Genomic DNA, 17,872 nt, shown 5'->3' on the forward strand with positions numbered 1-17,872 from the left:
GCGACGGGCAGTTTTCCCCCTGTCGCCAAGCTCACGTATCACTGCCGTGGGCAGGCCCCTAAACTTTGAGTTACTTAACGGTAATTAGCGCAGGCCCCGGTCGGCACCATGGCCCCGGCTGCCGAAACGGTTGTCCCGGCCCACGAACCGCTGGGCGCGGCCCAGGCGACGATGGCCCGTCTCGTGAGCGAGGCGGGGGCGGCCGCGCAGGAGGGCGAGTACGGCGTCCAGGGCGCGATGTCCGTCGCCGAGGTCGCCGGGGAGGGGCCGGAGGAGACGTACGGCTCTGTCGGCGAGGCGGGTGCGGTCGAGACGGGTGCGGTCCTTGTGGACGGCGGACAGGTGCCGGGCGTTGCTGAGGTGCCGGGCGAAGGTCCGGTGGCGGAAGCCGTCCAGGTGCCGGGTGTCGAAACGGCCGTGGTTCCGGGCGCCGGTACGGACGCGGCGGGAGCCCCGGTTCCCGAGGGCGGTTCGGTCGCCGTTGCCGGTGAGGTTCCGGGCGGGGACGCCGTGGTCGAGGTGAGCCCGGTCCCGGGTAGCGACTCCGTGCCCGACGCGGGTCAGGCCGTCGAGCTTGGTCCTGTGCTCCACCCTGTCGCCGAGCCGGGTCTCGATGTGCACCAGGACCCGACCGGTGACCTGATTCCGGACGCCGGTGAGGGCGTTGCCGTGTCCGTTGACGGCGTTGTGGGCGACGGACCGGAGCCGGTGGACTCCGTCCAGGGCTCGGACGCCGTCCCCGGTGCGGAGGCCGTACCGGCGACCGGCGCGCTGCCCGCCGAGGTGCCCGAGGCTGTCCTCACCGACCCTGCGGCTTCCGGTGAGGTGCGGGGCGCCGATGCCGTGTCCGACACGACCCCGGTCACGGGCGTCGAGTCCGCACCCGGCGCGGTCGTTCCCAGCGCGGAGACCCTGCCCTCCGAGGGCGCGCCGACCGGAGAGGCCGTTGCGCCGGAGGGCGTGCCGTCTGCGGAGGGCCTTGCGCCGGAGGGCACCCCGATGGGAGAGGCCCTCGCCGCCGAGAGCGTGCCGCTCGCCGATGCCGCCGCTCCCGAGACCACGGCCGCAGAGGCCGAAGCTGCCGTCGAAGCGCACGGTGTCGCCGAAGCCGACGCTGCCGCAGCAGCCGTACAGCCCGCCGAGCCCCTGGCACCCCCGGCTGTCCCCTCCGAAGCCGCCCCCACGCCCGACGCCGCCGCCCCGGAGACCCTGCCCCCGGCCGCTCCCGGAGAGGCGGACGCCGTCGAGGGAGCCGCAGCCGCCCAGGAACCCGCCGTAACCCCGGAACCCACGCTCGCTCCGGCCGAGGCGCCCGCCGCCCCCGAGCCGGAGGCCACCGCCCCGGACGCCGCAGCAGCCGTACCCCTCCCCGCCGAGGCAGACCAGGCTCCTCAGCCGGTGGCCACCGCACCCGCCGAAACCGAAGCCGAAGTCGAACCCGAAGCGGGAACCGGACCCGAGGCGGACGCCCAGGCCGAAAGCGCCGCCCACCCCGAATCCGGCGCCACCCCCACCCTCACCGAGCCCCCCCTCGCCGACCAGCCCCAGGAGCCCACCCCCGAGGAAGCTCCCGTCCAGGACCCGGAGTTCGCCCAGCCCGCCGCCGCCCAGGGCCCGACCCCCGGCGAGAGCGCCCCGCAGCCCCTGGCGGCGGAAGCCGGCGGCATCGCCGTAGAGCAGTCGGAACCGTCGGCCGAGGAGGCCGAGGAGGCGGAGGCCCCGGCACCCCCCGTGGAGCCGCTCGCCGCCGACGCCCCGGCGACCGTCCTCCCGGCCGGTGTCCCCCTGGAGCCCCAACCGGGCCTGCCGGTTGGCGAGTTCGTGCCCGTGGACGGGACCGTACCCACGACCCCGCACCTCGCGCCGACCCCGCCGCACCCGATGACGTTCCCGGCGGACGACGTGGCGCAGCCGGTCGTCCCCGGCCCCCGGGACGCTGCCGCGGACGCCGAGCCGGACCTCGTACAGCACGCGGACGACCTGGACACCCAGGGCGCCGAGCAGGAAGACGACGACGTGAGCCAGGCCCCGGCGGAAGACGTACGGCAGTCCAGCGGCCCCGCCGCGCCCCCGTACGACGACGCCGAGCGCGAGGCCGTGCTCAAGGTCATGCGGGAGCGCCGGGACATCCGCAACGGCTTCCGCAGCGACCCGATCCCGCACGAGGTGCTGCTCCGCGTCCTGGAGGCCGCCCACACCGCGCCCTCCGTGGGCCACTCGCAGCCCTGGGACTTCGTCGTCATCCGCTCCGCCGAGACGCGCGGCGCGATGCACGAACTGGCCCAGCGCCAGCGGGACGCGTACGCCAAGTCGCTGCCCAAGGGCCGGGCCAAGCAGTTCAAGGAACTGAAGATCGAGGCCATCCTCGACACCCCGGTGAACATCGTGGTCACCGCCGACCCCACCCGCGGCGGCCGCCACACCCTCGGCCGGCACACCCAGCCGCAGATGGCCCCCTACTCCGCCGCGCTCGCCGTCGAGAACCTCTGGCTCGCCGCCCGCGCCGAGGGCCTCGGCGTCGGCTGGGTCAGCTTCTTCGACGAGCGCGAGATGGTCCGTGCCCTCGGCCTGCCCGAGCACCTCGAAGTCATCGCCTACCTGTGCGTCGGATACGTCGACGAGTTCCCGGACGAGCCCGAGCTGATGCAGGCCGGCTGGTCCAAGCGCCGCCCGCTGTCCTGGGTGGTGCACGAGGAGACGTACGGCCGTCGCGCGCTGCCCGGCGAGGAGCCGCACGACCTGCTCGCCGAGACCGTCGCCCAGATCCGCCCGCTGGACGCCAAGGCGCTCGGCGAGGCGTGGGAGCGGCAGAAGCGGATGACGAAGCCGGCCGGCGCGCTCGGCATGCTGGAGATCATCTCCGCGCAGCTGTCCGGGCTGTCGCGCCAGTGCCCGCCGCCCATCCCGGAGCCCGCGGCCGTCGCGATCTTCGCCGGTGACCACGGCGTGCACGCCCAAGGCGTCACCCCCTGGCCGCAGGAGGTCACCGCCCAGATGGTGGCCAACTTCCTCGGCGGGGGAGCGGTCTGCAACGCCTTCGCCGGACAGGTGGGCGCCGAGGTCTGTGTCGTGGACGTCGGCGTGGCCGCCGACCTGCCCGCCACCCCCGGCCTGCTGCCCCGCAAGATCCGCGCGGGCACCTCCGACATGACCACCGGCCCCGCGATGACCCGCGAGGAGGCCAAGCAGGCCATCGAGGTCGGCATCGAGACCGCCCGCGACCTGGTCGCGGCCGGCAACAAGGCGCTGCTCACCGGTGAGATGGGCATCGCGAACACCACCGCCTCGGCGGCCCTGATCTCGGTGTTCACCGGCGCCGACCCGGCCGAGGTCACCGGCCGCGGCACCGGCATCAACGACGAGACCCTGGCCCGTAAGACCGAGGTCGTCCGCCGTGCCATCGAGGTCCACCAGCCCGACCCGGCCGACCCGATCGGCGTCCTCGCGGCGATCGGCGGCTTCGAACACGCGGCGATCGTGGGCCTGTTGCTGGGCGGGGCGTCGCTGCGGACGCCGGTGATCCTGGACGGCGTCAGCGCCGGTGCCGCCGCCCTTGTCGCCCGCGCCATCGCCCCCGAGGTCCTCGCGGCCTGCATCGCGGGCCACCGCAGCGCCGAGCCGGGCCATGTCGCCGCCCTGAACAAGCTCGGGCTGCGTCCCCTGGTCGACCTCGACCTCCGTCTCGGCGAGGGCACGGGCGCCCTGCTGGCCCTGCCGCTCGTCCAGAGCACGGCCCGCGCCATGCACGAGGTCGCCACGTTCGACTCGGCGGGCGTCACCGAGAAGTGATCCCGCGACCGGGGTGGGGTACGCGCTCCTGCGTGCACCCCACCCCGGCCGTACGCTGAACCCATCTCTAAAATCTGCACGTCAGGGCTGCTCCAGCGCCGTAGCACCCATCGCCTTGCCAGGACGAGGAGCCGCACCTCATGGCCGAACACCCCGCCTACCCCGTAGGCCTCCGCCTCACCGGCCGCAGGGTCGTGGTCCTCGGCGGCGGCCAGGTCGCCCAGCGCCGGCTGCCCGCCCTGATCGCGGCCGGCGCGGACGTCCTCCTGGTGTCCCCCTCGGCGACCCCCTCCGTGGAGGCGATGGCCGACGCGGGCGAGATCGCCTGGGAGCGCCGGCCGTACCGCGAGGGCGATCTGGCAGGCGCCTGGTACGCCCTGATCGCCACCGGCGACACGGACGCGAACACCCTTGCCTCCGCCGAGGCCGAGCGCCACCGCGTCTGGTGCGTCCGCTCCGACGACGCCGACGCCGCCACCGCCTGGACCCCGGCCACCGGCCACAGCGAGGGGGTGACGGTCGCCGTCCTCACCACCAACGCGCGCGGCCGCGACCCCCGCCACACCGCCGCCATCCGCGACGCGGTCGTCGAGGGCCTGCGCGACGGCACCCTCGTCGCCCCCCACCACCGCACCCGCACCCCCGGCGTCGCCCTCGTCGGCGGCGGCCCCGGCGACCCGGACCTGATCACGGTCCGCGGCCGCCGCCTCCTCGCCGAGGCCGACGTCGTCATCGCCGACCGCCTCGGCCCCCGCGACCTGCTCGCCGAACTCCCGCCGCACGTCGAGGTGATCGACGCGGCCAAGATCCCCTACGGCCGGTTCATGGCCCAGGAGGCGATCAACAACGCGCTCATCGAGCACGCCCGGCAGGGCAAGGCGGTCGTACGGCTCAAGGGCGGCGACCCCTATGTGTTCGGCCGCGGCATGGAGGAGCTGCACGCTCTCGCCGAGGCGGGCATCCCCTGCACCGTCGTCCCCGGCATCTCCAGCTCGATCTCCGTCCCGGGCGCGGCCGGCATCCCGGTCACCCACCGAGGGGTCGCCCACGAGTTCACCGTGGTCAGCGGCCATGTCGCCCCCGACGACGAGCGCTCCCTGGTCGACTGGCCGTCCCTCGCCAAGCTGACCGGCACGCTCGTGATCCTCATGGGCGTCGACAAGATCGGCAGGATCGCGGAGACGCTCGTCGCGCACGGCAAGTCGCCCGAGACCCCGGTGGCACTGGTCCAGGAGGGCACGACGGCCGCGCAGCGCAGGGTGGACGCGACGCTGGCGACGGTGGGGGAGGCGGTCGTGCGGGAGGACGTGAAGCCCCCGGCGGTCATCGTCATCGGCGAGGTGGTGGCCGTGGGCCCGAAGGAGCCGTCGGACCGGCCCGAGCAGCCCTCTGAGTAACCGCAGGTAACCCAACCCGTTCCCAGCCGTTGGCACCGCACCCAGGACAAGGCAGTATCACCCTGTGGCCGATCTCATCACCGTCGAGGATCCCGACGACCCGCGCCTGCACGACTACACGGGCCTGACCGACGTAGACCTGCGCCGCAAGCGCGAACCGGCCGAGGGCCTGTTCATCGCCGAGGGCGAGAAGGTCATCCGCCGGGCGAAGGACGCCGGGTACGAGATGCGTTCGATGCTGCTGTCCGCCAAGTGGGTCGACGTCATGCGCGACGTCATCGACGAACTCCCGGCCCCCGTCTACGCGGTCAGCCCGGAGCTCGCCGAGCAGGTCACCGGCTACCACGTGCACCGGGGCGCGCTCGCCTCCATGCAGCGCAAGCCGCTCCCGACGGCGGCCGACCTCCTCCACACCGCCCGCCGGGTGGTGATCATGGAGTCCGTCAACGACCACACCAACATCGGCGCGATCTTCCGCTCGGCGGCGGCGCTGGGCATGGACGCGGTGCTGCTGTCGCCGGACTGCGCGGACCCCCTGTACCGCCGCAGCGTCAAGGTCTCCATGGGCGCGGTCTTCTCCGTCCCCTACGCCCGTCTCGACAGCTGGCCCAAGGGCCTGGAGTCGGTCCGCGAGGCGGGCTTCACGCTCCTCGCCCTGACCCCCGACGCCAAGGCAAAGACCCTCGACGAGGCCGCCCCGCACAAGATGGACCGCGTAGCCCTGATGCTCGGCGCCGAGGGCGACGGCCTCACCACCCAGGCCCTCGTCGCCGCCGACGAATGGGTCCGCATCCCCATGGCCCACGGCGTCGACTCCCTCAACGTGGGAGCGGCAGCAGCGGTCGCGTTCTACGCGGTGGCAACGGGCCGCCCGCAGGCGTAGAGCCACGGCCGGACCGGGCCCGGCGTCGAGTGCCGGACGGGCCTCGACGATGCGCCGCGCGGGAACGGTCAGGCTGCTGGTGGTGTGTCCTGCGGGGACGGGCGGAGCTTGGCGGTATGCGGTGCGGGGGCGGGCGGGTCTCGGCGATGCGCCGTGCCGGGACCGGCGGGTCTCGGCGATGCGCCGTGCGGGAACGGGCAGGCCGCTGGCGGTACGCCCTACGAGGGCGGGGCGGGCCCTTGGCGGTACGCCCCCTCACACCACCGCCCTCAGCCGCCTTGAGTCGTCCGCTCCGGCACCGCCCGCCGCCGACTCGCTCACGCGCGGACCCGCACCACCTGCCGTCGGCCCGCCCACGTGCAGCAGCCCCGTACCGCCTGCAGTCGGCCGCCCACCTACAGCAGACCTGCCTGCCGTCGGCCCATCCATCTACGCAGACCTGCCTGCCGCCGACCCGCCCAAGTGCACGTGCGGCCCCGCTCGCTGCTACCGGTCCGATCCCCGGACAGCCTCTACTCCGCCCCGGAGCCGCCCTGCCCCGGCGTCGCCTGCCCATCCGCCGACTCCCCGCCGACGGCTCCGTCCTTCGACGCCCCATGCGTCTGCTGCCGTACGACATCCCGGTCCACCCCGAGCCCCCGCGGCGGCCCCTGGCAGCCCTGGGCCGCGGCGATACCGAGGGCCACGAGCAGGGTGACCACCACGAACACGAACAGGCGTTGGCGCAGCAGGCGTGGGTTGGCCGGGCGGCGGCCGACTCCCGTGTTGCGGGGCGCCGGACGTCCCGTACCACTGCGCGGCGCGGGACGGCTGCCGCTGCCGTTGCCGGAACGGGTCGTGTTGCGGGCACCGCCGGCCGGAGTGGGCCGGGGACCGGGACGCGACGAGGGCACGCCGTTGCCGCGCGGAGCACTGCCGCCGCGCGAGGGAACCCCGCCCCGGGACGGAACACCGCCCCGCACCGGCCCGGCACCGCCGCGCGCCACGCCGTTGCCCTGCGAACCCGACGTGCCCGGAGGGCCCTGCGGGCGGCGCTGTACCGGCCGGTCCGGATACGTGTCGGCGAGCCGCCCGGTCGGCCGGTCCGCCTCACCGGCCCGCGGCGACGGCGGCCGCAGATCCGGCAGCCCCTGCGCCTCACGAGCGGCGATCTCCTTGAGCCGCAACGACAGTTGGAGCGTGCTCGGCCGCTCCTCGGGATCCTTCGCCAGACAGGCCCGCACCAGCGGCGCCAACGCGTCCGGCACCCCGTGCAGCTGCGCCTCCTCGTGCACCACGCGGTACAGCATCACCTCGGAACTGCCGTGCCCGAAGGGCGAGTCACCCATCGAGGCGTACGCCAGCGTCGCGCCGAGCGAGAACACGTCCGTGGCCGGCGTCACCGCCGCCCCGCGCACCTGCTCCGGCGCGAGGAAGCCGGGCGAGCCGACCGCCGTGCCGACATGGGTGAGCGTGGAGGCCCCGGTCGCCCAGGCGATGCCGAAGTCGATGATCCGCGGGCCCTTGGGGGAGAGCAGGATGTTGGACGGCTTGAGGTCCCGGTGCACCACCCCGGCCTCGTGCACCGCGACCAGCCCCTCCGACAGGGCCGCCCCGATCGAGGCGACCTCGGCCGCGACCAGCGAGCCCTCGTCGACGACCTTGTCGTGCAGGGACGGGCCGGGCACGTACTGCGTGGCGAACCACGGCCGTTCGGCCTCCAGGTCCGCCGCGACCAGCCGCGCGGTGCAGCCGCCGCGGATCCGCCGGGCGGCGGAGACCTCGCGCGCGAACCGCGAGCGGAACTCCTGGTCCTCCGCCAGATCGGGGCGGATCACCTTCAGCGCGACCCGCTGCCCCTTCTTGTCGGAACCCAGGTAGACGACCCCCATGCCGCCCGCGCCTAGCCGTCTGTGAAGCCTGAACGAGCCGACGACGCGCGGGTCCTCGCGCCTCAGGCGCATCATCGCCATGTTCATCCCCGCTGCCCGGTCCGTTTGACGAGCGACAGCTTACGTTTCCGTGAGCCGTCGCGCGCAGAGGCCGCGCCCTCTCGTCCCGATGGATTGTCAGTGCCGGGTGGGAGACTTGAGGGGTGGTCAGGGGGTGGGAGGGCGGGCGGACTTCACCGTGACTGTGATCCCAACCACCCACGGCGGAAGGGGGATTGAACCCGTGAAGGGTGATCGCGTGGAGATAGTCGTGGACGCAGGGGACACGACGCGCACATACGAGGTGGTGGCGAGCCGAGCGGGCCGCCGGGTGGAGACGGCGGTCCGGCGAGGAGTCGTGGAAGTGAGCGAAGTCACGCGCAGTGGCTCGGTCGTGCGGACGGCCCGTTTCATGGCGACCCGGGTCCTCGCGCTGGTGGAGCAGCCGGTGCCGAGGGAGGACAGCTCGGAGAAAGCGGGGCAGTCCGGGCGACCCCTCCGGGAAGACCCCGAGACCTAGGTCTGCGTCTCCACCCCTGGGAGTACTCCGCTGGTGATGGCTCATCCTCGGGGAGGCCCGGCAATCGGTACGAGGGCATGACGTGCGCAGGGGCGCCGACGCCTAGATTTGAGGTCAAGCGGCGGGTGCAGCACTCGTCCCCCGAGGTCAGACACCCGCCGCTGCCAACCACAACTGAACGGTCAGGAGAGGGACCATGGCTCTGACGGCACCGCGGACGATCGTCCGCACCAGGTCGCGCATCGCGCACCGCCCCCGCCGGACGGGCCGTCGCCACCCGCTGGTGGCGACGCTGATGGCCCTCCCCCTGGCGGTCCTGCTCCTCGTCGTCTTCGACGGCTGGGAGACAGTGGCCACACAGGCGTCGTCCGTGGGAGTGATGCTGGGGCGCTGAGCGGCGACCCCAGGCCCGGAAGAGCGGTCCGGGCGGGGACATCCACCCATGAAACCCCGTGGGGACGGGGGTGCGGCGGACGGCAAAAATGCCGGCGCAGCTGGGGAGCTGCGCCGGCATTGCTTTTCCCCGCGAGGGCACGGCCCTTCAGACCCCCACGAGCTCCGACGACCGCAGCTCCCGACCGGGCAGGATCCCCCAGAGGCCGGCCAGGAGCAGCGCCCCGCCAGCTGCAACGAGGGCCACGAGCAGTGCGCCCTCGACACCATGAGCCTGTGCGAGCCCACCCGACACGGCCTGCCCCGCGGCCGTCCCGAGGGGACCGCCCGCGCACAGCACCGTCATGGCGAAGGCCGCCCGTCGCGCGGGGGCGAGCCGCTCGGTGAGCGCGTACAGACTGATCATGTACGGCGCCACGGTGAAGCTCGCGAGCGCGACGCCGACGGGCAGGGACACCGCCCGGGTACCGACGTAGAGGACGAGCGTCCCGGCGCAGAGCGCCGCGGCGAAGGTGACATAGCGGGCGTGCAGCGAGAACCGCCGCGGGAGCCAGGCGCAGGCGGCCCCGGCCAGCGCGCTGCCGACCCCGAACTCCGCGTACACGAGCCCCGAGACACCAGGCTCGCCGAGGGCGTCGGCGTACACCGTGACGGCCGTCTGGACCGCCCCGAAGACCGCCCCCACCGCTGCCATCGCCAGGAACATGACGGCCAGCGGGAGACGCGGCAGGCGCGCCTGTCCGTTCTGCTCGGCGCCCGGCTGCCCTGAGGCGCCGCCGCCGTGGAGGAGGGCGAAGGGCAGGGTGGTCGCCGCGATCAGGGACATGGTCAGCACGGTCGGCGCGAGCGGGCCGACCGCCGCGAGCAGCCCCACGAGCGCCGGTCCGGTGACGAAGCTCAGCTCGTCGGCGGACGCTTCGTAGGCCAGCGCCGAGGGCACCACATGGCCCGCGTCCCGCGCGTGCACCAGACGGGACCAGTGCACTCGTACGAGAGGACCGACCTGAGGCTGCGTCAGGCCCACCAGCGCTGCCGCCGCGAGCATGCTCGCTCGGCCGCCGTGGCTCGCGGCCGCCGCCAGACAGGCCCAGGCAACCAGGTTGGCCGTCGCCGCACCGACACCGACGTGGCGATGTCCGTGGCGGTCGGCGAGGGCCCCGACCAAGGGGCCGCCGACGGCGACGGCGATGCTCTGGGCCGCGGCGGCGAGCCCGGCGAAGGCGTAGCTGTGCGTCGCCGCCTGGAGCAGGAGGAGGGTGGACAGGGTCGAGGTCGCGTAGGGCAGCCGGGCCAGGAATCCCAAGGGGAAGAAGCCGATGCCCGCCACGCGCAGCAGAGAGCGGTACGCCACAGAGGTCTCCGTCGGGTACGTCGAGGAGACGCGCCACCCAGCCACCAACGCGTCGACGATCCCGATTCGGAACCGTCACCGTAGCGAAGGCCGCCCCGGCCCGTACAGGCCTGTCCTGCGTACCCTCACGGGCAGACCCGTACAGCCCAGGGAGCCCCGTGACCGCCCACCCTCTGCTCACCGAACTCACCCTCAGAGTCCGGACCGAGGCTCACTCCCGTACGCCGTCGCCGTGCTCCTGCGGCGCGGCCACCCTCGCGGACCGCCCCGACGCCACGGTGGTCCGGCACGAGGACACCGTCGCCAAGGCCCACGCGCCCGACACCGCCCCCGCCGAGCTGGCCACCCGTCTCACCACGGCCGCCGACCTCCCCGGCATCCTCCTGCCCCCGCTCAGCCCGACGCCGGTCGACCTGCACGGCCGCCTCGTCACGTTCTGGCCCTACGGCACCCCCGTGGACCCGGACCGCCCGGAAGCCGCCCCCTGGGAATCCGCCGCCACCCTCCTCGCCCACCTCCACCGCACCCCCGCCCCACCCACCCTCCCCCCGATGCGCGGCCCCGCAAAGGCCGCTCTGGCCATCGCCCGCCTCCTCGCAACCGTCACCCACGGCACACTCCGGCAAGGCCAGCCGTCGCACACCACGCCCCGTCATGGCCCGCCCCGGCACAGCACGACCTGGGACGACACGACCCCGCACAGTGCGACCTGGGAAGACACGCCCCCGCACAGCGCGCCCCACCAAGACCCGGCCTCGCCCGCCCCGCCCCCGCACAACCCCCCTCACCCAGGCCCGGCCCCGCAGGTCACGCCCCCGCACCCCGCCATCACCCCCATCCTCCGAGCCTGGGCCACCCTCCCGCCCTGGGCCCGCGCCGAGACCCCCATGCCGGACCCCACGACCCTCTGCCACGGAGACCTGCACCTCGGCCAGCTGGTCCGGTACCCCGCTCCCGACGGCCCGTGGCGGCTCATCGACGTCGACGACCTCGGCACCGGCGTGCCCGCCTGGGATCTCGCCCGCCCCGCCGCCTGGTTCGCCTGCGGCCTGCTCGCGCCGGAGGACTGGGCCCGCTTCCTCACCGCCTACCGCACGGAGGGTGGCCCCGCGGTCCCCCCGGACGGCGATCCCTGGCCCGCCCTGGAGGTCCCGGCCCGCGCCCTCACCGTGCAGACCGCGGCGCGGGCCGTCGCCAAGGCCGTGGCGGAGGACCGGCCGCTCGACGACGTGGAGGTGGCCGTCGTGGACGCGTGTGACCGAATGGGTTCCCTCCCGCCGGAGTTGGCGGACGATTTCGCGAAGTAGGGTGCAACCGACCGGAGCCGGACAGAGTCTGTCCTGGCGTAACGCGAAGCAGGACCGACCGGCGAGGAGTTGAGCCGACGATGCAGTGTCCGAAGTGTCACGCACCGATGCACACGTACAACCGCAACGGTGTCCAGATCGAGCAGTGCAGCGGCTGCCGCGGGATCTTTCTCGACTACGGCGAGCTGGAGGCCCTGACCCGGCTGGAGGGCCAGTGGGGCGGCGGCCCCGCCGTCCCGCCGCCCCCGGCCGCCCCGCAGTACCCGGCCGGCGGTCACTCCGCCCCCGCCTGGGGCGCCCCGCAGCACGGCGGCCACCACGGCGGTGGTCACTACGGCGGCCACCACCACAAGCGGGGCTTCGGCCACATGCTGTTCTCCAGCTGATCCGAAAGCTGACCCGGACCACGAGGAAGCCCCCGGCCGCAGGGCCGGGGGCTTCGGTGTGTGCGCGATACTGGGATTGAACCAGTGACCTCTTCCGTGTCAGGGAAGCGCTCTCCCGCTGAGCTAATCGCGCGGGAAACCACGATCAGGATCGTGTCTGTTGCGTGCGCGATACTGGGATTGAACCAGTGACCTCTTCCGTGTCAGGGAAGCGCTCTCCCGCTGAGCTAATCGCGCGGGTCAGACCTTCGATGAACTGCCGAAGATCCAGTGGACGATACTGGGATTGAACCAGTGACCTCTTCCGTGTCAGGGAAGCGCTCTCCCGCTGAGCTAATCGTCCTTGGAGGTGGAGACGGGATTTGAACCCGTGTAGACGGCTTTGCAGGCCGTTGCCTCGCCTCTCGGCCACTCCACCAGGAGTGCTGGGGGTCCGGGAGGATCCCCCTTGCTCTTTCGAGCGAACGACGAGGTTCGAACTCGCGACCTCAACCTTGGCAAGGTTGCGCTCTACCAACTGAGCTACGTTCGCCTGTCCTTCCGGTCCGCTTCCGCGTCCCGGCGACGAGTTGAACTCTAGCGGATTCCGGGGCCAGGGCAAAAACGCGTTTGCGCAGCGTGCTGCGCTGCGTCCGGTGACTGACGTGGTCAGGGCAGCCGAAGGGACATGACCAGGTCACCGGGCGGACACCCGCCATAGACTCGACGGCGTGCTCGACCTCGTTCCTCTCGCCCGCTTCGGCGACCGCGTCGCCACCGGTCTCCTCGACGTCACCAGCGACCCCGCGGCCCTGGACTCCAGCGGCTTCTGGGCCGTCGCCGCGGACTTCGAGGGCGGTCTGACCTGCGCCCGGTTCGCCGACGTACGCCGGGAGCCGGTGCCCGCGCCGCGGTCCGGAGTGTGGCGAGGCCCACATCTCGATGACTGGACGTCGTCTCTCGACCGCGCCGCGTACACGGCGGGCGTCCGCCGGATCCGCGAGCACATCGCGCGCGGCGAGGTCTACCAGGCCAACCTCTGCCGCGTACTGAGCGCGCCCGTCGCATCCGACGCCGATGTCGACGCCCTCACCTCGCTGCTCGCGCGCGGCAACCCGGCGCCGTATGCAGGAACGATCCGCCTTCCCGCGTACGGCGTCGAGATCGCCACCGCCTCGCCCGAGCTGTTCCTGCGGCGGGAGGGGCGGGTCGTGGAGTCGGGGCCGATCAAGGGCACCGGGCGCACCGAGGACGACCTGCTCGACAAGGACTACGCCGAGAACGTGATGATCGTCGACCTGGTCCGCAACGACCTCGGACGGGTCTGCGCCACCGGCACCGTCACCGTCCCCGACCTGTGTGCCGTCGAGAAGCATCCCGGGCTCGTGCATCTGGTCTCCCTGGTCCGCGGCGAACTCCATCCGGACGCCGGCTGGCCCGAGCTGTTCGCCGCCGCCTTCCCGCCCGGGTCGGTCACCGGCGCGCCCAAGTCCAGCGCCCTGCGGATCATCGACGCCCTGGAGACCGCGCCCCGCGGCCCCTACTGCGGCGGCATCGGCTGGGTCGACGCCGACCACGGCACCGGCGAGCTGGCCGTCGGCATCCGCAGCTTCTGGATCGACCGGGCCGAGGGCGTGCTGCGCTTCGGCACCGGTGCCGGCATCACCTGGGGTTCCGACCCCGAGGGGGAATGGCGGGAGACCGAGCTGAAGGCAGCCCGGCTGCTCGCGGTAGCGTCGGGAACGTACGAAGTGAGTGAAGGGACTTCTTAGGTGAAGATCTGGCTCGACGGCGCACTCCAGGACATGGAGACCGCGCGCGTCTCCGTCTTCGACCACGGGCTGACCGTGGGCGACGGCATATTCGAGACCGTGAAGGCGGCGGACGGCCGTCCCTTCGCCCTCACCCGGCATCTCGACCGGCTGACCCTCTCCGCGCGCGGGCTCGGCCTGCCCGATCCCGACCTCGACGAGGTCCGCCGGGGCTGCGAGGCCGTCCTGGAGGCCAACCCCATGCCCCTGGGCCGCCTGCGCATCACCTACACCGGCGGCTACGGCCCGCTCGGCTCCGACCGCGGCGACCAGGGCCCGACCCTGCTCATCGCCCTCGGCGAGACCGCCCGGCGCCCCGACTCCACGGCCACGATCACCGTCCCGTGGACCCGCAACGAACGCGGCGCCCTCACCGGGCTCAAGACCACCTCGTACGCCGAGAACGTGGTCGCGCTCGCGCGGGCCCATGACCAGGGCGCCAGCGAGGCGCTCTTCCCCAACACCGTCGGACAGCTCTGCGAGGGCACCGGGTCGAACGTCTTCGTCGTCCTCGACGGCGAGATCCACACCCCGCCGCTCGCCTCCGGCTGCCTCGCGGGCATCACACGCGCGCTGACGATCGAATGGACCGGCGCCGAGGAGACCGACCTCCCGCTGGACGTCCTGGAGCGGGCCGACGAGGTCTTCCTGACCTCGACCCTGCGGGACGTCCAGGGCGTCCACCGCGTCGACGGCCGCGAACTGCCGGGCGCACCCGGCCCGGTGACCGCCAAGGCCATGCGGATCTTCGACGAGCGGTCCGGCGACGACCTCGACCCGTAGACGTTCTTTTCGTACGGCTGTACAAGCGCTGCGTTTATTCGGCTGACCGCGAGGCCGCGGGCGGGTAGAACACCGGTGATGACCACCACCCTGCGGCCGACCGAGCCGCTCCAGCGCGGTGCCGACGGGGCGCTGTCCCGCCACTACCAGGTGTGCGTGAACAGCCGTCCCGTCGGCGCGATCCATCTCGCCACCCACCCGGGCTTCGGACCAGCCCTCGCCCAGATCCTGGACCTGCGGATCGAGGAACCCGACCGCAGACGCGGCCGGGGCACGGTCGCCGCGCTCGCCGCCGAGGAGGTGGTGCGGGGCTGGGGCTGCGGGCAGCTGGTGATCAGGGTCCCGGCCGACGCCGAGCCCGCCCTGCGTCTCGCGACGGCGCTCGGGTACGTCCACCGCAACCGCGGCATGGAGAAGCAACTCGGCGACACGGCACCCGAGTTGCCCGCGGGCAGCCGGTGCCGGCCCATGACCGAGGCGGAGTTCGGGCCGTGGCGGGCCCGCGGCCTCGACGAGTACGCCGGGGACTGGAGCTCCCGCGGGGTGCCGGAGGCCGCGGCGCGGGCGAAGGCGCTCAAGGACCACGAGGCGACCTTCCCCCAGGGCCCCGCGACGGAGGGCATGCGGGTCAGCGTCCTGGAGCACGAGGGCAGTCGGGTCGGCATCCTGTGGATGGCGTTCCGCGACGACAAGGCGTTCGTCTACGACGTCGAGACCGACGAGGCCGTCCGGGGCCGCGGCCACGGGCGCACCCTGATGCTGCTGGCCGAGGCCCAGACGATCGCCGCCGGCCGCCGTGTCCTCGGCCTCAACGTCTTCGCGGGGAACACACCGGCGGAGCGGCTGTACGAGTCGCTGGGCTACGTGCCGGTGGGGTACTCGATGTACAAGAGCCTGCTCTGAGTCGGCTCTACGGCTGATCGGCCAGCAGCCGGTCCACGATCTCCTCGACGCGCTCGCGCAGGCCCTCCCGGCTCTTGCTGCCGTCCAGGCGCTCGCCGTCGACGACGTACGTCGGTGTGCCGGTCACGCCGATCGCCTTCCCCTCGGCCTGGTCGGCGTCCACGATCAGGATGTGCCGGCCGTCGATCAGCGCGGTGTCGAACTCCTCGGCGTCCAGGCCCAGTTCACCCGCGACCGCGACCAGGAAGGGCTCTCCCTCGCGCTCCAGGTCCTCGACCCGCCCGAGCACGGCCTCGACGTACTCCCAGCCCCTGCCCTGCTCCAGGGCCTCCTCCGCGGCCTGCGCGGCGGCGAACGCGTGCTTGTGCTTCTCCAGCGGGAAGTGCCGCAGCCGCAGCTCCAGCCGGTCGCCGTAACGGGCGCGCAGGGCCCGGACGTCGTCGAGGGCGCCACGGCAGTCCGGACACTGCAGGTCGCACCAGACGTCGAGCACGGGCGCGGTGGGACGGGCGGGGGAGGGGTCGCTCATGCGCCCAGTCTCCCAGCCGAGCCGTCGATGACCGAATCGAGCCGCCCACTCCACCCGCCCTGTCCGCCCGACCTGTCCACCCGCACCCTCCACCCGCCGCTCCACCCGCACCCTCCAGCGGTACGACGCCCGGGCGGCACCTGCGGAGGAGCCGACCCGGAGATGTCCCTGATGTCCGGCCGGAGCATGGCCCGGGCGGGGTCGGGAGGTGCAGGATGGAGAGGGACGAAGCGGCGCCCGCCCCGGTCGGCACTGCCGCAGTGGGCCTCGCCTCCGCGAGCCCTGCCGTCTCGTCCCAGCCTCGTCGAGCCCTGCCTGGAGGACCGGATGATTGCCGAGACCGTCTGTTCCGCCGTCGCCGCGGCCGGCCTGGGCATCGCGGCGGTCACGGCGTACCGGAAGCGTTTCCTCGCGGCCACCCGCATCGCCGCCTACTCCCTGGTGCCGCTCGGCCTGGTGATGACCGGCGTCGTCGACTGGCTCGCGGACACCGCGCTCAGCCCGACGGCCTGGGCGGGCTTCGGCGTGCTCGGCCTGTCGTGGGTGCTCTTCTCTGCCACGCGCGCGGTGGAGCGCCGCCGCGGCGGCACCCGCAAGGAGCGCAGGGCGGCGGCCCGCGCCACCCAGACCGAGGCGGTCGCGCCCACGGCCTCGGCGCCCTCCCTCGGCCCGGGGATACGCACCCCGGCGACCCGGCCCGCCGCCAAGTCCAGGCCCGCCGAATCCGCCGCGGACGACTTCAGCGACATCGAGGCCATCCTCAAGAAGCACGGCATATGACGGACTGAAACGTTCGCAGTGGGATCCGTGCCCGTCCGCAAGCGATCACGACCCGAAACGGACATCACGGAATTCGGCGAACTCCCGCTCATTCCGGGCGTGTTGATCGCGCCGAGGGTGTCGGCTGCGCCATCATCGCGGCGAGATGCTGGACACGCAACAGAGCGACACCGCGCCGCAGCAGGACGAGCCGCGTGGGTGCCTTTTCGCCCTATCCCAGCCACCGCTGATGATCTTCCTTGCGGTGATCGGGTGTCTGCTGCTCATGGCTGCGCTGCACGACCTGCTGCTGCTCTGAGCCGTACCCGTGGTCCCCGGCGCCACCCGCCGGGGCCACGTCGGCATCGGGGCCTTCGAGGCCCTCCCATGGTCCGTAGTGGGCGTCAGCCCGCGGCTTCCTTGCGTCGCGCCCGGTACGCGGCCACATGCAGCCGGTTTCCGCAGGTGCGGCTGTCGCAGTAGCGGCGTGAGCGGTTCCGGGAGAGGTCGACGAAGGCGCGCCGGCAGTCGGGCGCCTCGCAGCGCCGCAGCCGCTCCTGCTCGCCGGCCACCACGAAGAAGGCCAGGGCCATCCCGCAGTCGGCGGCCAGATGGTCGGCCACGGAGGCACCCGGGGCGAAGTAGTGGACATGCCAGTCGTAGCCGTCGTGGTCCGTGAGCTGCGGTGTGGTGCCCGCGGCGGCGACCAGGTCGTTGATCAGCCCGGCGGCGGCCTTGGCGTCGGGCGCGGCGAAGACGGCCGCGAACCGCCCTCGGACCTTGCGCACGGCCGAGAGGTCGAACTCCGAGAGCGTGCCGACACCGCTGATCTCGTGGTTTCGTACGAACTCCGCGAGCGCGGCGACATCCGGCAGCGCGTCCGGCGCCGACTCGTCCTCCGGTGCGGTGTTCACCAGATCGACCACGGCGTCGAGGGAACACCGGGTGTCGTGGGTGATCAGCACGATTCGCTCCCTGGCCTGGGGGTCGGGCGGACGCCCGCCGATGCTGGCCGATGGTAACGGCTCGCGGCCGGATGATGACGGGCCCGCCCCCGTCGGTCGCGGCCGGACGCGCAGGTGGACACCGGGCGCGGTGGTGGCGATCTGCTCACCGTCGTCCGCAAGTCCGCCGCCGAAGTCGGCCGCAGCGCACCGAAGTTCGGCCTCAAC

The 17,872-nt window shown here is 73.3% G+C and carries 17 protein-coding genes and 5 tRNA genes; 12 read left to right on the top strand and 10 right to left on the bottom strand.

Going from position 1 to position 17,872, the window contains the following annotated elements:
• Positions 1-84: 84 nt before the first annotated feature.
• Positions 85-621 (bottom strand): hypothetical protein, encoded by a 537-nt coding sequence (locus ABZ896_RS46675; RefSeq protein ID WP_360943399.1) that lies wholly within the window; start codon positions 619-621, stop codon positions 85-87.
• Positions 622-669: 48 nt separating this feature from the next.
• Between ABZ896_RS46675 and cobT the strand changes: the two genes are divergently transcribed.
• From cobT to ABZ896_RS46690, 3 genes are all read left to right on the top strand, one after another.
• Entirely contained in the window at positions 670-3,789 is a 3,120-nt protein-coding gene (gene cobT, locus ABZ896_RS46680; RefSeq protein WP_360943402.1) for a nicotinate-nucleotide--dimethylbenzimidazole phosphoribosyltransferase, read from the top strand.
• Positions 3,790-3,929: 140 nt separating this feature from the next.
• Complete coding sequence (gene cobA, locus ABZ896_RS46685) at positions 3,930-5,186, top strand: uroporphyrinogen-III C-methyltransferase (protein ID WP_360943405.1); 1,257 nt, start codon at positions 3,930-3,932, stop codon at positions 5,184-5,186.
• A 64-nt stretch (positions 5,187-5,250) separates the two neighbouring features.
• Positions 5,251-6,069 (top strand): RNA methyltransferase, encoded by an 819-nt coding sequence (locus tag ABZ896_RS46690; RefSeq protein ID WP_360943408.1) that lies wholly within the window; start codon positions 5,251-5,253, stop codon positions 6,067-6,069.
• Positions 6,070-6,581: 512 nt separating this feature from the next.
• On the opposite strand, the gene ABZ896_RS46695 is transcribed toward ABZ896_RS46690, so the two are convergent.
• Positions 6,582-8,027: a protein kinase gene (locus tag ABZ896_RS46695; RefSeq protein ID WP_360943411.1), complete on the bottom strand. Its 1,446-nt coding sequence runs from the start codon at positions 8,025-8,027 to the stop codon at positions 6,582-6,584.
• 196 nt (positions 8,028-8,223) lie between these two features.
• Here ABZ896_RS46695 and ABZ896_RS46700 point away from each other — a divergent pair, with 196 nt between their 5' ends.
• Together ABZ896_RS46700 and ABZ896_RS46705 are read left to right on the top strand one after the other, a co-directional pair.
• Positions 8,224-8,499, top strand: coding sequence for a hypothetical protein (locus ABZ896_RS46700; protein ID WP_217214519.1), 276 nt, complete (start codon positions 8,224-8,226; stop codon positions 8,497-8,499).
• 196 nt (positions 8,500-8,695) lie between these two features.
• Positions 8,696-8,893: a hypothetical protein gene (locus ABZ896_RS46705; RefSeq protein ID WP_360943416.1), complete on the top strand. Its 198-nt coding sequence runs from the start codon at positions 8,696-8,698 to the stop codon at positions 8,891-8,893.
• Between the two features lie 147 nt (positions 8,894-9,040).
• On the opposite strand, the gene ABZ896_RS46710 is transcribed toward ABZ896_RS46705, so the two are convergent.
• A complete protein-coding gene (locus ABZ896_RS46710; RefSeq protein ID WP_360943419.1) occupies positions 9,041-10,243 on the bottom strand; it encodes an MFS transporter in 1,203 nt (400 codons plus the stop codon).
• 158 nt (positions 10,244-10,401) lie between these two features.
• Between ABZ896_RS46710 and ABZ896_RS46715 the strand changes: the two genes are divergently transcribed.
• Positions 10,402-11,550, top strand: a complete 1,149-nt coding sequence (locus tag ABZ896_RS46715) for a phosphotransferase (RefSeq protein ID WP_360943422.1) — start codon at positions 10,402-10,404, stop codon at positions 11,548-11,550.
• Positions 11,551-11,630: 80 nt separating this feature from the next.
• On the top strand, positions 11,631-11,936 hold the full coding sequence (locus ABZ896_RS46720; protein WP_360943425.1) for a zf-TFIIB domain-containing protein: 306 nt from the start codon (positions 11,631-11,633) through the stop codon (positions 11,934-11,936).
• Between the two features lie 61 nt (positions 11,937-11,997).
• Here the strand turns inward: ABZ896_RS46720 and ABZ896_RS46725 are convergent.
• From ABZ896_RS46725 to ABZ896_RS46745, 5 genes are all read right to left on the bottom strand, one after another.
• Positions 11,998-12,069 (bottom strand) — tRNA-Val (locus tag ABZ896_RS46725).
• Positions 12,070-12,101: 32 nt separating this feature from the next.
• Positions 12,102-12,173, bottom strand: a tRNA-Val gene (locus ABZ896_RS46730).
• A gap of 34 nt (positions 12,174-12,207) precedes the next feature.
• Positions 12,208-12,279: transfer RNA gene (locus ABZ896_RS46735), tRNA-Val, on the bottom strand.
• Between the two features lies 1 nt (position 12,280).
• Positions 12,281-12,354 (bottom strand) — tRNA-Cys (locus tag ABZ896_RS46740).
• A 41-nt stretch (positions 12,355-12,395) separates the two neighbouring features.
• Positions 12,396-12,468, bottom strand: a tRNA-Gly gene (locus ABZ896_RS46745).
• Positions 12,469-12,646: 178 nt separating this feature from the next.
• Between ABZ896_RS46745 and ABZ896_RS46750 the strand changes: the two genes are divergently transcribed.
• The 3 genes from ABZ896_RS46750 to ABZ896_RS46760 all read left to right on the top strand — a co-directional run bounded on the left by ABZ896_RS46750 (position 12,647) and on the right by ABZ896_RS46760 (position 15,412).
• Positions 12,647-13,687 carry a chorismate-binding protein gene (locus ABZ896_RS46750; RefSeq protein ID WP_360943428.1) on the top strand — a complete coding sequence of 347 codons (1,041 nt, stop codon included), beginning with the start codon at positions 12,647-12,649 and terminating at the stop codon, positions 13,685-13,687.
• A complete protein-coding gene (locus ABZ896_RS46755) occupies positions 13,688-14,509 on the top strand; it encodes an aminodeoxychorismate lyase (protein ID WP_360943431.1) in 822 nt (273 codons plus the stop codon). It begins immediately after the preceding gene.
• Positions 14,510-14,584: 75 nt separating this feature from the next.
• Positions 14,585-15,412, top strand: coding sequence for a GNAT family N-acetyltransferase (locus ABZ896_RS46760; protein WP_360943434.1), 828 nt, complete (start codon positions 14,585-14,587; stop codon positions 15,410-15,412).
• Positions 15,413-15,419: 7 nt separating this feature from the next.
• Here ABZ896_RS46760 and ABZ896_RS46765 read toward each other — a convergent pair whose 3' ends face one another.
• Positions 15,420-15,941, bottom strand: a complete 522-nt coding sequence (locus tag ABZ896_RS46765) for a DsbA family protein (protein ID WP_360943437.1) — start codon at positions 15,939-15,941, stop codon at positions 15,420-15,422.
• Positions 15,942-16,268: 327 nt separating this feature from the next.
• On the opposite strand from ABZ896_RS46765, the gene ABZ896_RS46770 reads away from it, so the two are divergent.
• On the top strand, positions 16,269-16,721 hold the full coding sequence (locus tag ABZ896_RS46770) for a hypothetical protein (protein WP_360943440.1): 453 nt from the start codon (positions 16,269-16,271) through the stop codon (positions 16,719-16,721).
• Between the two features lie 145 nt (positions 16,722-16,866).
• On the top strand, positions 16,867-17,019 hold the full coding sequence (locus ABZ896_RS46775) for a hypothetical protein (protein ID WP_360943443.1): 153 nt from the start codon (positions 16,867-16,869) through the stop codon (positions 17,017-17,019).
• Between the two features lie 85 nt (positions 17,020-17,104).
• Here the strand turns inward: ABZ896_RS46775 and ABZ896_RS46780 are convergent, their stop codons facing one another.
• Positions 17,105-17,665, bottom strand: coding sequence for a CGNR zinc finger domain-containing protein (locus tag ABZ896_RS46780; RefSeq protein ID WP_360943446.1), 561 nt, complete (start codon positions 17,663-17,665; stop codon positions 17,105-17,107).
• Positions 17,666-17,872 lie beyond the last annotated feature (207 nt).

It is taken from the genome of Streptomyces sp. NPDC047072 (assembly GCF_040643855.1).
Classification (GTDB): Bacteria; Actinomycetota; Actinomycetes; order Streptomycetales; family Streptomycetaceae; genus Streptomyces.

What these genes read in the sequence shown, in the direction of transcription:
- ABZ896_RS46720 (WP_360943425.1), top strand. Translation starts at nt 11,631, where the DNA reads ATGCAGTGTCCGAAGTGTCACGCACCGATGCACACGTACAACCGCAAC.
- ABZ896_RS46705 (WP_360943416.1), top strand. Translation starts at nt 8,696, where the DNA reads ATGGCTCTGACGGCACCGCGGACGATCGTCCGCACCAGGTCGCGCATC.
- cobA (WP_360943405.1), top strand. Translation starts at nt 3,930, where the DNA reads ATGGCCGAACACCCCGCCTACCCCGTAGGCCTCCGCCTCACCGGCCGC.
- ABZ896_RS46695 (WP_360943411.1), bottom strand. Translation starts at nt 8,027, where the DNA reads ATGAACATGGCGATGATGCGCCTGAGGCGCGAGGACCCGCGCGTCGTC.
- ABZ896_RS46770 (WP_360943440.1), top strand. Translation starts at nt 16,269, where the DNA reads ATGATTGCCGAGACCGTCTGTTCCGCCGTCGCCGCGGCCGGCCTGGGC.
- ABZ896_RS46765 (WP_360943437.1), bottom strand. Translation starts at nt 15,941, where the DNA reads ATGAGCGACCCCTCCCCCGCCCGTCCCACCGCGCCCGTGCTCGACGTC.
- ABZ896_RS46775 (WP_360943443.1), top strand. Translation starts at nt 16,867, where the DNA reads ATGCTGGACACGCAACAGAGCGACACCGCGCCGCAGCAGGACGAGCCG.